11 protein-coding genes are annotated in these 15,381 nt (G+C 58.5%); 6 read left to right on the forward strand and 5 right to left on the reverse strand.

Going from position 1 to position 15,381, the window contains the following annotated elements; translation table 11 throughout:
• Positions 1-3 precede the first annotated feature (3 nt).
• Entirely contained in the window at positions 4-1,515 is a 1,512-nt protein-coding gene (locus tag ACTG20_RS19020) for an NAD(P)H-hydrate dehydratase (RefSeq protein ID WP_194496639.1), read from the reverse strand.
• A gap of 60 nt (positions 1,516-1,575) precedes the next feature.
• Here ACTG20_RS19020 and queG point away from each other — a divergent pair, with 60 nt between their 5' ends.
• On the forward strand, positions 1,576-2,730 hold the full coding sequence (gene queG / locus ACTG20_RS19025) for a tRNA epoxyqueuosine(34) reductase QueG (protein ID WP_194496640.1): 1,155 nt from the start codon (positions 1,576-1,578) through the stop codon (positions 2,728-2,730).
• Positions 2,731-2,841: 111 nt separating this feature from the next.
• The gene (gene ppgK / locus ACTG20_RS19030; protein ID WP_005339062.1) at positions 2,842-3,582 is read left to right on the forward strand and encodes a polyphosphate--glucose phosphotransferase; all 741 of its coding nucleotides are present in this window, start codon (positions 2,842-2,844) and stop codon (positions 3,580-3,582) included.
• Positions 3,583-3,686: 104 nt separating this feature from the next.
• Here ppgK and ACTG20_RS19035 read toward each other — a convergent pair whose 3' ends face one another.
• Positions 3,687-4,142 (reverse strand): hypothetical protein, encoded by a 456-nt coding sequence (locus tag ACTG20_RS19035; protein ID WP_043822996.1) that lies wholly within the window; start codon positions 4,140-4,142, stop codon positions 3,687-3,689.
• 504 nt (positions 4,143-4,646) lie between these two features.
• Between ACTG20_RS19035 and metN the strand changes: the two genes are divergently transcribed.
• From metN to rfaH, 4 genes are all read left to right on the forward strand, one after another.
• On the forward strand, positions 4,647-5,690 hold the full coding sequence (gene metN, locus ACTG20_RS19040) for a methionine ABC transporter ATP-binding protein MetN (RefSeq protein WP_194496641.1): 1,044 nt from the start codon (positions 4,647-4,649) through the stop codon (positions 5,688-5,690).
• Positions 5,671-6,324: a methionine ABC transporter permease gene (locus ACTG20_RS19045; RefSeq protein ID WP_005339070.1), complete on the forward strand. Its 654-nt coding sequence runs from the start codon at positions 5,671-5,673 to the stop codon at positions 6,322-6,324. The genes metN and ACTG20_RS19045 overlap by 20 nt, the downstream gene beginning before the upstream one ends.
• Positions 6,325-6,349: 25 nt before the next feature.
• Positions 6,350-7,150, forward strand: coding sequence for a methionine ABC transporter substrate-binding lipoprotein MetQ (gene metQ, locus ACTG20_RS19050; protein WP_005339072.1), 801 nt, complete (start codon positions 6,350-6,352; stop codon positions 7,148-7,150).
• Between the two features lie 96 nt (positions 7,151-7,246).
• A complete protein-coding gene (gene rfaH / locus ACTG20_RS19055; protein ID WP_005339074.1) occupies positions 7,247-7,747 on the forward strand; it encodes a transcription/translation regulatory transformer protein RfaH in 501 nt (166 codons plus the stop codon).
• A 59-nt stretch (positions 7,748-7,806) separates the two neighbouring features.
• On the opposite strand, the gene ACTG20_RS19060 is transcribed toward rfaH, so the two are convergent.
• Genes ACTG20_RS19060 through ACTG20_RS19070 form a run of 3 tightly spaced genes read right to left on the reverse strand, consistent with a single transcriptional unit; the run spans position 7,807 to position 15,256 of the window.
• Positions 7,807-9,783: a HAMP domain-containing methyl-accepting chemotaxis protein gene (locus ACTG20_RS19060; RefSeq protein ID WP_439987328.1), complete on the reverse strand. Its 1,977-nt coding sequence runs from the start codon at positions 9,781-9,783 to the stop codon at positions 7,807-7,809.
• Between the two features lie 39 nt (positions 9,784-9,822).
• Positions 9,823-11,034: an EAL domain-containing response regulator gene (locus tag ACTG20_RS19065; RefSeq protein ID WP_236382446.1), complete on the reverse strand. Its 1,212-nt coding sequence runs from the start codon at positions 11,032-11,034 to the stop codon at positions 9,823-9,825.
• Positions 11,015-15,256 carry an ATP-binding protein gene (locus ACTG20_RS19070; RefSeq protein WP_439987330.1) on the reverse strand — a complete coding sequence of 1,414 codons (4,242 nt, stop codon included), beginning with the start codon at positions 15,254-15,256 and terminating at the stop codon, positions 11,015-11,017. Before ACTG20_RS19070 ends, ACTG20_RS19065 begins: the two co-directional genes overlap by 20 nt.
• Between the last annotated feature and the right edge of the window lie 125 nt (positions 15,257-15,381).

Raw genomic sequence — 15,381 nt, forward strand, 5'->3', positions numbered from 1 at the left:
TTTTTAACTTGTAATGGTGTCGGGATTAACCAGTTTGCGGATCAGCGGCAGCAGATCTGAAGCCAGCATGCCCCGCTCGCCGTCAGCGGCGGCCTGATCTGCAGCCTCGCCGTGGATCACGGCGCCCAGCCAGCTTGCCATGGTGGCAGACCAGCCCTGGGCCAAAAGGGCGGCGATTATACCAGATAACAGATCACCCATGCCGCCACTTGCCATGCCGGGATTGCCTTCACAACAGAGAGCGACCCGCTCACCGTCATAAATAAGTGTTCCCGCCCCTTTTAACAACACCACACCGCCATAGCGCCGCTGCAGCGCCTGCACGGCGGCAAACCGGTCGGTTTCAATCTCGGCAATGGTGCATCCCAGCAGGCGCGCCGCTTCGCCGGGATGGGGCGTGAGCACCCAATTATCCTGATGGCGGGGAGATTGCGCCAGCCAATTCAATCCATCGGCGTCCAAAACCAGTGGTAGCCGTTCGGTGAGATAACGAGCGATTTGCGCGCTTCCCCACTCATCCTGACCGAGCCCGGGGCCAATGACCCGCACCGACGCCCACCCCTCGTCATCAGCGGTAGTGAGACTCATCAGTTCGGGTTGATAAAGGCTGACCGGCGGATGCTCCGGATGCTGACACACCCTCACCAGCCCGGCCCCCGCCCGCAGGCAGGCGCGGGCAGCCAGCACGATGGCCCCCTGCATGCCGCGATTGCCCCCCACCAGCAGTACCTTGCCATAAGAGCCCTTGTGGGAAGCGCGCGGGCGCGGGGTCAGTTGCGTGCTCAGCTGCGGATAATCGATACGCCAGGCGGCGGGCAGCATAGTGTCATCAGGCGTGACGCCAAGGGGATCACAGTCGAGCTGGCCGACGCAATCCACCCCGTCGCCGGTGAGCATCCCCTGCTTGATACCGATAAAGGTGAGGGTGCGCGTGGCCTGCACCACGGCCCCCATGGCACGGCCGGTATCGCCGTTGAGGCCGGAGGGGAGATCCACCGCCAGCACGGGCACAGCCAAGCCATTGATTGTTGCGACGATCTTTGTCAGTAGTGGCGAGAGGGACGTGTTGACGCCGGTGCCAAGCAGGGCATCGACCACCAGATCCGGGGTGGAGTGCTGGTCCTTATCAAACTGTTCGGCCAGCCAGACCCGGCCACCGGCCGCCAGCCACTCATCGGCGGCCCGTCTGGCATCCCCCTTCAGCTGGTCGGGTGCTCTGGCGGCAATCACCACCACCTCGATGCCAATCTGGCGGGCAAGGCGGGCCAGCACATAGCCATCACCGCCGTTATTGCCGGGGCCGACGAAAATCCACCAGCAGCGACTGTCGGGCCAATGCAGGGTGGCATAGGTGCGCAGCGCAGCACCGGCTCGCTCCATCAGGGCATAGAGAGGTTGCCCCTCACGCGCGGCCCAGTTGCGCTCCAGTGCGCGGATCTGTTCAGTCTGCCACAGCCCCTGTGGTAAACTGCCCCCCTCTTTTGTGCCCAACGCGCCCCTGATGATCTCTACCATGACGGCTCCCGCCTCTTATCAATCGACCCACGCCAGCAAACTCCGGCCAGGCCAAGCCGCATGAGTGCACCTGACTTCCACCAGCTGGCCCACGATATCAAGCTCTGGGCACGGGAGCTAGGTTTTGACCAGGCGGGCATCACCGACACCGACCTGCGTATCGAAGAGCCGAGATTGCAGGCCTGGCTGGATGCGGGCTATCACGGCAGCATGGATTACATGGCGCGCCACGGCATGATGCGCGCGCGCGCCCACGAGCTGCTGCCGGGCGCGGTGCGGGTGTTGTCGGTGCGGATGAACTACCTGCCGTTCGAGGCGGGCTTCGCCGCTACCCTGCGCGATCCGACCCTCGGCTATATCAGCCGCTATGCCCTCGGCCGTGACTACCACAAGGTGCTGCGCAACCGGCTCAAACAGCTGGGTGATCGCATTGAAGCGCGCTGCGCCGAGCTGTTTCAAGGCACTGAAGAGACCTTGGGTGAGTGGCGCCCCTTCGTCGACTCCGCACCCATCCTCGAGCGGCCACTGGCAGCCAAGGCGGGCCTAGGCTGGGTTGGCAAACACTCACTGCTGCTCAACGAATCGGCCGGCTCCTTCTTCTTTCTCGGTGAGCTGTTGCTCAACCTGCCGCTGCCGCTCGACCAGCCAGTGGAGAAGGAGCAGTGCGGCAAGTGTGTCGCCTGCATCAACATCTGCCCGACCGGCGCCATTGTCGCCCCCTATGTAGTAGATGGCCGCCGCTGCATCTCCTATCTCACCATCGAGAACGACGGTCCTATTCCGGAAGAGTTCAGACCCCTGATGGGCAACCGCATCTACGGCTGCGACGACTGCCAGCTTATCTGCCCCTGGAATCGCTACGCAGATGCCAGCCCGGAACCCGATTTTAGCCCGCGCCCCAGCCTGCACCGCCCGCCCCTGCTGGCGCTGTGGTGCTGGAGCGAGAGCGATTTCCTCAAACAGACCGAGGGAAGCCCGATCCGCCGCATCGGCTATCAACGCTGGCGCCGCAATCTGGCGGTCGCCCTTGGCAATGGCCCGGCGACCCCCGAGGTGATCGCGGCCCTGCAACTGGGGCTGACCACCGCCGAACCCATGGTGGCCGAACATATCGAATGGGCGCTGGCCACCCTTGCCCGGCGTCAGGATGAAGAGAACAAGAAGACCCGTTTGCTGATCCGCTGCATCGAAAAAGGTCTGTCGGATCACGCATAAGTGATCTGCCCCTTGCCGGATTGCAGCACTTTTTTCATGCTCTGCCGACCTACAGTGCCCATAACAGCGTGGTCACTGCAAACTGGTCGGCACACAACAAGGACAACACAGATGCATATGTTGGGAGTGGATATTGGAGGCTCAGGGATCAAGGGCTGTCTGGTCGATACCAAAACCGGCGAATTGATTGGCGAGCGCCATCGCATTGCCACACCGCAACCGGCCACCCCGGCTGCCATCGCCCATACCCTCAAGGCGCTGGTCGAACACTTCGACTGGAAAGGACCGGTAGGCTGCGGCTTTCCTGCCACCATCCACAACGGGGTTGCCAAGAGTGCCGCCAACATCGACAAGAGCTGGATCGAAACCGATGCCGAGCATCTGTTTGCCGATGTCACCGGCAAGCCCTGCTATGTGCTGAATGATGCCGATGCCGCCGGTCTGGCCGAAATGCGCTTTGGGGCCGGCAAGGATCGCAAGGGGGTCATCATCCTCATCACGGTCGGCACCGGCATCGGCACCGCCATCTTCGTCAACGGCCATCTGCTGCCCAACACCGAGCTGGGCCATCTGATGCTGGAAGGAATGGTCGCCGAGCACTACTGCTCCGATGCGGCGCGCAAACGGGAAGATCTTTCCTGGAACCGCTGGGGCAAGCGTTTCAACAAGTATCTGGCGCGCCTCGAGTTTCTCTTCTCCCCCGACCTCTTCATTCTGGGGGGCGGCAGCGCAGCCAAGCTGGATAAGTTTGTCGATCGCATCGAGACCCGGGCGCCGCTTATTCCGGCGGCCAGCCTCAATCAGGCGGGCATTATCGGGGCCGCCCTCTACGCGGCCGAGCAGCAGGGCTGACCGACGCTCACTGCAAGTCAGCAGATACCAATTGAAAGGGCCCGGCACTGCTGCCGGGCCCTTTTGTTTGGCCGTCCTCTTGCGTGTTTGGTGCTTATCACCCGTTACATGTCGTCGAGTCGGTGCACTCCGTGCACCAGCCGAGTCAGGCGGGTCTGCTCCAGCCCGGCCAGATTCTCGAGCAAGGCGGTGGTGGCCGGTGTCGGGCACTCCCGGGCCAGATGACTCAGCTCGCCCACCAGCTGCTCTTCCCAACGGCATACCTGAGTGACGATATCCTGGGTCTGGACTGATGCCGGCAGCTCGAAGCGGGTAATGGCAGGCAGCATATCCTCGCTGAAACTCTGGTTCAACCAGGTCTCCCTGACAGCCTCTCCCAGCTGAGCAGCATATTCATGCAGATGGGCACTGGCCGCATCCTCACGCCCTTGCAGATAGACCAGCAACATCCGGCTGCGTTCGCTGTCCACCTGACTGGTCAAACGTCCGTAACAGAGTCCGAGCTGGTGATGAACCTGCTCAAGATAGTGCAGCAACTCTTTGATCTGTTGGAATCTCATCGCACTGCCCTCCATGCTTGTCGACATCATCAGTATAAAAAACCGGCGCCACCGACCCAATCCCTATCCGAGCCCCCCTTGCGCTGCATCAAGGTTGACGCCGACAAAGTGACGGTCAGGTGATCCGGTCGCGAATAGGGAACAATTTGTGCAGCAATTTGTGTAACGATGGAGGAGCATTAAGCTAGACAACAGATGTGAACAGAAACGGGCTGGCACACTAATAAAACCAGCCTTACCCGGCATAAACCATCTTTAATTCGGTTATCTGCCGCAGAGACGAAACAGGATCTGGAAGAGCAACAATACCATCCTGATCGTTATCCGCCTGACAGAAATCCTTATCACTTTTTTAGACGTCTAGACGTAAAAACATGCGTTGACATGGCCATCCAGACATCTTAGCATCATCCTCCATGATGACAGAGTAACCCAGTGGAACCTCTGCCCAATTTCCCCGCCTGTAGCGCCCTGTGCTTTAAGGCTGTTAGCACGGAAGAATCCATGATTAAGTTGATCGGTCTCAACAAAGTCTACGGTACAGGCAGTGACGCCGTGCACGCCCTGCGTGATGTGAGTCTGCATGTACCCCAAGGCAAAATTTTCGGGGTGATCGGTGCCTCCGGTGCCGGCAAGAGTACCCTCATTCGTTGTGTCAACCTGCTGGAGCGCCCGACAGAGGGTCAAGTCATCGTTGATGGCCAGGATCTGGTCGCTCTGAGCGAACGGGATCTGACCCAGGCTCGCCGCCAGATCGGGATGATTTTCCAGCACTTCAACCTACTTGCCTCCCGCACTGTGTTTGCCAACATCGCCTTTCCGCTGGAGCTGGCAGGCTGGAACAAGGATCAGATCAAGAGCCGGGTCGAAGAGCTGCTGGCGCTGGTCGGGCTGGAAGCCCGTGCCCATGCCTATCCGTCCGAGCTTTCCGGCGGTCAGAAACAGCGCGTCGCCATTGCCCGCGCACTGGCACCGGCCCCCAAGGTGCTGCTCTGCGACGAGGCCACCTCTGCTCTCGACCCGCAGACCACCCGCTCGATCCTGACCCTGCTCAAGGAGATCAACGTCAAGCTGGGGCTCACCATCCTGCTCATCACCCACGAGATGGACGTGGTGAAGGGGATCTGTGACGAAGTGGCCATCATCAGCGACGGCCGTCTGATCGAGCAGGGCGAAGTGGCTTGGTTCTTTAGCAATGCCAAGACCCAGCTGGCCCGTGACTTCATCCACTCCACCATCCATCTGGAGGTACCGCAGGAGTATCAGGAGCGGATGAGCAGCGAGCGGGTGCCGGGCAGCTACCCGCTGGTGAAGCTTGGCTTTACCGGCAGCACGGTCGATACGCCGCTGATCTCCGAGGCAAGTCGCCGTTTCAATATCGACATCAGCATTCTGAGCGCGGACATCGAGTACGCCGGTGGCGTCAAATTCGGTTTCCTGCTGGCCGAGCTGTTCGGGGATGAGGCCCAGTGCGAGGCTACCCAGCAGTTCCTTATCGACAACCACATTCAGCTGGAGGTAATGGGTTATGTCCGAAGCCATGATTAATCTGCTCATCACGGCCCTGGGCGACACCCTGATCATGGTGTTTGCCTCCGCTCTGTTCGGCTGCCTGCTGGGTCTGCCGCTCGGCGTGGCACTGCACGTGACCAAGGCGGGCCAGATCCTGGCCAACCCCTTGCTCAACCGTACTCTGGGCATGGTGGTCAACGTGGGTCGCTCGGTGCCCTTTATCATCCTGCTGGTCGCCATCATTCCGCTAACCCGGCTGATTGTCGGCACCAGTATCGGCACCATCGCCGCCATCGTGCCGCTGACCGTCGGTTGCATCCCTTTCATTGCCCGTCTGGTGGAAGGGGCCCTGATGGAGGTGCCGGACGGCCTGCTGGAAGCGGCCAAGGCGATGGGCGCCAAACCGCTGCAAATCATCACCAAGGTGCTGCTGCCCGAGGCTCTGCCCGGCATCCTCAACAGCGTCACCATTACCCTCGTCACTCTGGTGAACTACTCGGCCATGGCCGGGGCCATCGGTGGCGGTGGTCTGGGGGATGTGGGTATTCGTTATGGTTATCAGCGCTTTGACCCGACCGTCATGCTGGTGACCGTGGTTATCCTGGTAGTACTGGTTCAACTTATCCAGAGCGCGGGTGAGCGCCTGGTCAACAAATGTGATCATCGTTAATCGTCGATTTCTGACAGGAGGTTTTATGAAATTTGGCATCAAATCCGTTGCGGCTGCCCTGCTGGCTGGTCTGGTTCTAGCCGGTTGCGGTCAAAAAGAAGAGAGCAAGGTTCTGAAAGTGGGCGCCATTGCCGGCCCCGAGACCGAACTGGTTGAAGTGGCTGCCAAGGTAGCCAAAGAGAAATACGGTCTGACAGTCGAGGTGGTCAACTTCTCCGACTACGTCACCCCGAACGTGGCGCTGAACGATGGCAGCATCGACGTCAACGCCTTCCAGCACAAACCCTATCTGGATGCGCAGGTGCGTGATCGCGGCTTCAAGCTGGTGCCGGTTGGCAACACCTTCGTCTACCCGATTGCCGGTTACTCCAAGAAGATCAAGGCGCTGAGCGAGCTGCAAGATGGCGCCCAGATCGCGGTACCGAACGATCCGACCAACCTGGGCCGCTCCCTGATCCTGCTGGCCAAACAGGGTCTGATCACCCTGAAGGATGGCGCCGGTCTGGAAGCCACCGTGCTGGATATCGCCAGCAACCCGCGTAACTTCAAGATTGTGGAACTGGAAGCAGCCCAACTGCCGCGCTCGCTGGAAGACGTGGACTTGGCCATCATCAACAACACCTTCGCCGGTCAGATTGGTCTGACCCCGACCGAGAACGGCCTGTTTGTTGAGGACAAAGAGTCCCCCTACGTCAACCTGATCGTCGCCCGCGACAACAACAAGGATGACGAGAAGGTCAAACAGTTCGTACAAGCTTTCCAGACCGATGATGTTTACAAGAAAGGTCTCGAGCTGTTCAAAGGTGGCCTGGTAAAAGGTTGGTAATTGCTCACTCGGCAAAAAAGGCCACGCAATGCGTGGCCTTTTTTATTGGCGCCGCTATCATATCCGCGAGCACGGCAACACGAACATACTCATAACATGAAAAAATGGTATCTGGCCTACTGCAAGCCAAAAGAAGAGGCCCGCGCCCGCGCCCACCTCGATGCCCAGGGTATCGAATCCTATTACCCCATGGTGGAGATCGAGAAGCTGCGCCGGGGTAAGCGAGTTCCGGTACGGGAACCCATGTTCCCCAACTATCTGTTTATCTTCGTTGATTTGGAAGAGGTGACACCGGTCACCCTGAAATCAACCCGCGGCATCAGCAGAATCATCCACTTTGGCAGTGAATGGACCCCCATCAGCAGCAAGCTGGTCTATCAGCTGATGAGCCGCGATGACAGCGACGAGGCGAGAGCCAGCTACGCCAGCCTGCCCTGCTCGGGCGACAAGGTGCTGATTGAAGAGGGGCCACTTGCCGGCTTCGAAGCCATCTATATGGAGCCGGATGGAGAGAAACGGGCGATTTTGCTGGTCAGCCTGCTCAACCGGGAGACTACCAGCAGCTTCGACAACCACACCTTCAGACGTCTGGACTAAACCCACGGGCCAGACGGCTCGGTAAATGGCAATAGCAATGGCGGGATGATCCCGCCATCTCACGCATCAAGATCAAAGCGGGCGATGACCGCCTTCAGCTTGCCGGTATCGCCAGCCAGTCTGGCTACGATCTCCTCCCCCTGCTGACTGCGCTGACAGGATTGCCGACTGAGCGCGGCAATGTCGTCTACCGTCCCGGATACCTCGGCGGCCACCCGCGACTGCTGCTCGGTTGCCACCGAAATGGCCTCCAGCTGGCCCGACAGCGACTGTACCAGCTGGTTCATGGCACTCAGGGTATCGGTCACCAATCCAACAGCATCCCGCCCTTGCTCCACCAACCGGGTACCGCTGCTGACGGTACTTACCGTCTGGCGAGTCTGCTGGGAGATGGCCGCAATAGTCTGGCTGATCTCGGCGGTGGATTGATGGGTGCGGGTCGCCAGCTGGCGAACCTCATCGGCCACCACCGCAAAACCACGCCCCTGCTCGCCTGCTCGCGCCGCCTCGATGGCGGCATTGAGGGCCAGCAGGTTGGTCTGCTCGGCAATGGTGGCGATCACCTCGGTGATCTGCCCCACCTGTTCACTCTGATGCTCCAACAGCCCCATGGCTTCGTTGGCCTGTCCAATCATGGCGGCAATCTGCTGCATGGTATCGCTCATTCGTGCCAGCGCGGCCTCTCCCTGACGGGTCTGCTGCCGCACCTGATGGGCTCCATCCGCCACACCGGCAATGTTGCCAGCCACATCACGAGCACTCACTGACATCTGATCGATAGCCGCCGCCACCGCATCGACCCGCTGATCCTGCTCCGTCAGATCCGCCACTATGGCTCTGGTAGTGCTGCCCACATCGAGACAGGCCACCTCGACCTGCCCCACAGCCCCCTGCAACTCCCCGACCAGATGATGTAACTGGGCAGACATCCGGTTGATGGAACCGGTCAACTCTCCCAACTCATCCTGCCCCGTTATCGGCAAGGGATCGGCCGCCAGCCGGCCATCCGCAACCTGCCCCGCCCGAGTCACCAGACAGGCAATGTCACGGGTCAGACGGCGACTAAAGAGCCATGCGACCACCATGCCAAGCACGATGGCACTGCCGGTAGCCAACAGCAGAGTCTGGTTGATAGCCCTCCCGGCTCCGGTCATCTGCGCCGAAATCTGATCCACCTCGGCACGGGTTTTCCCCACCTGCTGGACCAGCTGCTCGCTGAGGCTGGACTGCATCGGCTCGATGTCGGTGGCCATCAGGTAGTTTGCCTGATCCCAATCCGGTGCCTGGCGCTTCTCGATCACCTGTCCCACCAGCTCGGAGAAAGGGGTAGCCATCTCTTCAAACAGCTGCCAGAGGCTCTGCTGGGTGTCGGTAAAGAGCGCGGCTTGCTGTTTCACCTCAGCCACCCGCTGCTGATGAAACTGGAAGTAATCCTGATATTTGCTGCGGTATTCGGGATCGCCTGAGATAAGAAAATCCCGCAGTGCGGAGAGGGAATTGGCGAGGCTGTTGTAGGCATCCCCCACCTGTTTGAGCAGCATGCGGCGATCGCCGGAGAGTTGATCCTGCGGAGTGCCAACTTCTTCATTGGCAAAGGATTGCAACTGATCGAGCGCCGCCTCCGCCAGCGGCCCCGCCTCCTGCAACATCAGGGTGTGAGCGGGCAGATTCTCTTCGCTCTGGGCGATAGTCCACACCTTCTCCTGATGGCTTTTGAAGGTCTCGAGAGACTTGGCGAGCGTCGGACTGAAGGCCTGATGGGCAATGGCCTGCCAGGCCGACTCCCACTCCTGCTTGAGGCGGGAGGCCTGAGCCGGATCCTTGCCGAGGATCAGATATCCACGCAGGGCAGAAACGGTGGCCACCAGCGCCTTCTGGCTCGCCTCATCCCGCTGCAAGGCGGGCAGCGCCTGCTCCAGCAGGGTGTGTTGGGCCTGATTGATCTGGGTCAGCCGGTAATAGACCAGCGTGGAGGAGAGCAGGATCAGCAGGTTGATAAAACCGAAGCTGAGCAGCAACTTGCTTGAGATTTTCATGAACATCCTTGTTCAAACGGAGGGATCCAGCCAACAGAATCAGATAGATATCAGTGTAGGCAATCTATCTTGCCAAGTCCGGTGCCAATTAGCCAATTCACTGCGCGGCATAGGGCGGGCAGAGAAAAATCCCTGACAGAGGTCGCAACCGAGTTGGGCCAGCACTCGCCAGGTTGCCTCATCCTCTACCCCTTCCGCCACCGACTTCAGCCCCAGCTTGCGGGCCAACTCGATACTGGACTCGATGATAGCCAAACGTGACGGATCGGCATGGCAGCGATCGACGAAAGAGCGATCCAGCTTGAGTTCGGTGAACGGCAACAGTGCCAGCTGCTGCATCGAGGAGTAGCCGGTACCAAAATCATCGATGGAGAGGCCAAAGCCATGCATCCTTAGCCGGGTCAGCACCTCCAGAGACTTGCCCAGATCCTGCACGAATGCGCTCTCGGTCACCTCCAGAGTGATAAGCTCCGGATTGATACTCCAGCGCTTGCACTGATCAATCAATAAGTTGCAAAGATCCCCTTCAATGAGTGAGGTGGTGGAGAGGTTCATCGACAGATTGAGTGACAACCCGGTTTCCTCCCATAAATGACCATCACTCAGAGATTTGCTGATGATCACCTCGGTCAACGGATCGATAAGCCCGTTGCTCTCCGCCAGTGAAATAAAACGCCCGGGCGGGATCAGGCCAAACTCGGGGTGTTGCCAGCGAGCCAACGCCTCCATCCCGACCCATTCGCCGGATGCAAAACTCACCTTGGGCTGATACCAGGGCAGCAGTTGATCTTGCTCGATCGCCCGACGCAACTCATCGAGTCCTATTCTGTGCCCCTCTTCCTCCCTGACGGGTTCCTGCCGGGGTGACCAAGCCTGGATAAGCCGCTGGAGCTGCTGCGGCGTTGAGGGTTTCTCTATGCGACCAAGCACCTGCAAGCCATAAGCGCTACTCATACGCAATACGGCTTCGACCACATCCCCCTCAAGCGCGCTGGAGAGGATAATGCCGCCCTGAAAACCACCCAGCGACAGGCGGCGCAACAGCGCCATGCCATCCATTCCGGGCATTCGCAGATCACAAAACAGGATATCGACGTTGTGTTGCTGGCTAAGCGCCAACGCCTCGATACCATCAACCGCTTCCAGCAGATTCTGGTAACCCAGGCTGCGGATCTGGTGCAGCAGCGCCTTGCGCTGAAATCCATGGTCTTCCACGACCATGATGACCAACTCATGTTGTGCTTTTTTCATCGAGCCATAATCCAATGTCGTGGGCAATCGCCGTCATCAACCTCTGCACTGTGCTGACCAGATCGTCGAGCTCGTCGAGCCGCTTCAATCGCGCTGCCGATTCCAGCATGGCAGCCTGGCTGGCAAGCTCCTCCAACCCGACCATTCGGGCAGCCCCCTTGATCCGGTGGGCTGTCTCTACCAAAGCGCTGGCATCATGACAAATAAGCGCTGCCATCATGGCCTCGCCATCCTGCCGGTTGGAATCGAGATACTCCACCGCCATGGCTCGCGCGGTCAGCTCGTCACCAAACAGCGCCAACCAGCGCTCAGCCTGCATGCCTGTAGCCCCAACAACGGGCGCAACCGCGCTTCTGGTTGGCGTCCTCTCTGCCAGCCAATGGGCCAGCATCTGGCGCAAGATATCCAGCGGGTAGGGCTTCAGTAACATGTCACTCATGCCAGCCTCTACCATACGAGCACTCGCCTCTTCCGACGTATCTGCCGTTACCCCTATGATGGGGGCCGTCACTCCCGCAGCCCGCAGCGCCTTGGTCAGAGCATAACCATCCATCACCGGCATATGGCAATCAGTCAACAGCAGAGAGAATTGCTGTCCCTGCCAGGCCCGCAGAGCCTTCTCGCCATCTTCCACAACCTGAGCCTCGATACCAAGAATGGCCAACTGCCGTGCCAACAAGGCACGATTGACCGGATGATCATCGGCCACCAATACTTTGCCACCCAGCTTCTCTGCAAGCGCAGGGAGGATTGGTGTGACCCGCTCCTGTAGCAATTCGTGGCAGCTCTCCAGCAGAAGATCCGGATAGAGAGGAGATAGACCCAGGCGCCACCATTTCTGTTCACCAATCCGCCCCCGTAACGCCTCATCGGGTGACGCTATGATCCCCTTCAGCGCAGAGTGTTGCAGCCAGCTTTGCCATTCCCCCCCAAGCGCTTGCTCAAGCCACCGTTGATCGGCCAACAGCAACCCTTCCAGTGAGCGACTGAGCTCACTGGCCCCCAAGTACCTGAGCTTGGCCCCCTGCCGTACCATGGCCGCTTCGAGATTGGTGTCATCGCTGAAAAACCACCATTCTGTGTCAGCCAGAGCTGGGGGATCCCACTGCGGATTGGTTAGCGGCACGGTGAAGCGGAAGCAGGAGCCCTCTCCTGCCTTGCTGGTCAGTGTCAGTGCCCCCCCCATTTTGCATACCAGCTGCTCACAGATTGCCAACCCCAGTCCGGTGCCACCAAAACGACGGTTGATATCTGACTCCACCTGCTCAAAAGGCGTGAACAGCAGCGCCTGCTTCTCTTCGGCGATCCCGATACCGGTGTCACTGACACTGATGGTCAGTTGCTCACTCAGATAGCTGACCCGGATAGTAATCCCCCCTTGTTCGGTAAACTTCACCGCATTGTTGAGCAGGTTGGAGATGACCTGACCAATACGCACCCCGTCGAGGTCGGCCCAATCCGGCACATGATGCTCCCACTCCAGCACCACGTGGAGCCCCTTGTTATGAGCCAGTGCAGCGTGGCCACGAATGGCATCGCAGATCACCGTTTGCAACCGGCTGCTCTGGTAATTCAACTGCAACTGACCCGCTTCTATCTTGGAAAAATCGAGGATGTCATTGACCAGATAGAGCAGGTTGTTGGTCGATGTGACCACATTACGCACCATAAAACGCTGGTCGTCGTTGAGCTCGCTCATTTGCAGCAATTCGAGCATGCCATGCATGCCTGAAATGGGTGTTCGTAGTTCATGGCTCATGGTTGCCAAAAAGCGGCTGCGAGCCTGCATCGCCTGCTCGGCATAGGCGCGAGCTTCGCGCAGCTCGTATTCCTGTTGCTTGAGGGCTGTAATGTCCTGAATTACCCCGTTAAGGATCAGTGCCTGCTGCTCCTGTCTGACAAAGTTGCCACGCACTTGCAGATAGCGATCTCCATCAGGCCGCTCCACCTTGACCTCCAGATCGAGGGGCGCCAGAGTCTCGGCATGATTGGCCACCTTGCTGACAAACTCCTGCAAGGCCTGTTCGGTAAAGCCAAATACCTCACCACCCGATTCAGCGTTAAATAAATCCTGGTGAGATACCCCCAGAATCTCGTTGGCCCCCTGAGAGGCATAAAGAAAGCGCCCCTTGCCCGGCCCTTGCCATAAATACTGATAGACCACCCCAGGCATGCTGTCGGTAATCTGGGTAAGGCGATTTTCAGCCTGACGGGCGCGCTCCTCCGCCTCCTTGATCCGGCTGACATCGGTCAGTACTGTCAACACCCCCCGCATATTGCCATCGGGATCGCGATAAGGGCGTTTGGCATAGATAACATGGCAGGGCGTACCATCAGCTCGCAGGTTGCTCCCTGCCCCCTCCAGATCCTGTCCGGTCTGCCACACCAAACGCTCTTCTTCCAACACACTGTTTCTGAGTGTCTCTGGCATGTTTTGCAGCTCCTCACTGCAACTGCCAGCACCGAGAAAGGCATCGCGATAGGCCTGATTGCACAAGGTGATCCGCTGCTCGCTATCACGTAGCGCCACCATGGTTGGCAGTGAGTTGAGCAAGGTCTGCACAAACAGCAACTGTTCATTCAGCTTGTCCTCTGCGATTTTCCGCTGCGCAATCTGGCGACGCAAACTGCGAGCCCAGAACATCACCAACAAACCGCTGACGAGCAAGGCGCCCCCCCCTATGGCCAACCATTTGTAAATCAGGGTGTAATCAGACTCGATATTGACCGACACATTGAGCCAGCGTCGTTCCAGCAGTTGCCACTCCTCATCTGTGATGGTCAGCAGCAACTTGTCCATGATGCGGAGCAACTCGGGCTGAGCATTGTCGACGGCCATACTGATAGGTACGGAAAATTCGGGAGAGCTCAGCACCACCTGATACTTCTCATTGAAACCCTTCATTGCCTGCTGTCCCAGATTGGTCATGGTCAACAGCACATATTCAGCTCGCCCAGTGTCAAGCAAGGTCAGTAAATCGGCATCCTTGCCCACTTCGATAATATTGGCGCCCAGCGCGTGAATGAGAGAGGCTTCGTAAGAACCCGTCACACCACCAATCAGACGCCCTTTCAGCTCGACCAGCGACTTCAGCGGGCGAGCACCGTGTCTGGCTACGACATAGCTGTCGAACTTCAGATAGGAGGAGGTAAAAGAGGCAAAGGACTGACGATCCTTGAGCGGTGTCATCAAGGGAATAAGGTCCACTTTGTGCTCTTTCAGCAGTTTTAGTGACTCCTGCCAGGTATTTGTCGACGCCAGCTCAAAGCGGATCCCGGAGCGCAGACTCAATAACTTCATCAGGTCTGCCGTATAGCCATGCAATTCACCTTCGTCATCGATTTCGCTGATGCCGGCAAATCCGGGGGCAACGGCGAACTTGATGACCTTGTTTCTCTGCTTCAGCCAACTAGCCTCATCTGGTTCCAGCAACAGACCTGCGTTGGCGCGTTCATTTTTCTGATGCAACCGTAATCGTGAGTCTGCAACGGGTATCCGTTGATATGCCTGCCAAAGCTTCTCGCTCAGCTCTGGCTGGCGGGAGCTGGTCGCCATCGTCAGCGTGCTGCCAGAAAGCCACCCAGGAGCGACAACCCCCATTGATGCAGGCATTCTCTCCATCTTAAGGGAAACAATTGGTTCCAAATCAAGATATGCATCGACAGCGCCCAGCTTGACCATATAGGTCGCCTCGTCACGGCTCTCAAGCTCAGTTACATCAGAGATCCCCAAACGAGCCAATTCATTACAACTGCCAAAACCACGAATACAGACCCAGCGTAACTTGCGCGCCTGCTCCAGGGTCAATCGCTGATCCGGGGTATGCATTAAAATGGAGCGAGCATAAGAACCGATACTGCCAATAGGGTTTATCCCCTTCAATTCAAGAGCATTACGTTCGACCCCGATTAATGCATCGATCTGGCCGCCTTGGAGAGCAATCTGGGCATCCACGTAGGAGTTGTAGGGGATATAACGCAATGACACGCCCATTTCGGCTGCAATGCGCGAGGCCAGCTCCTTGAGCGGACCGGCATAACGCTGGTTGGGGAGTTGATAGATGAAAGGGAGATAGCCGCCACGGGGAACCCCGACCAGCAGCTCCTTTTGTGCGGAGATTTCGTTACTTGTGCTCTCATCTTGCGGCTGGGGAGCCGCAACAGCCAACATGCCTGAAAACAACAGCAACATGGGAAGAAAAAGCTGACGAAGGAGTGGCATAAGGTCTTGTCCTGATGAGTAAAACAGATAGGGCTGCCACCTCTAATCTTGCAGTTCCTGACGACGCAAGGCGAGAAAACAATCGCAACTGTTACAAAGAGGGCGGAGAGGATAATACTGAGTCA

This window comes from Aeromonas sp. 84A (assembly GCF_051919345.1).
Taxonomy (GTDB): Bacteria; Pseudomonadota; Gammaproteobacteria; order Enterobacterales; family Aeromonadaceae; genus Aeromonas; species Aeromonas veronii.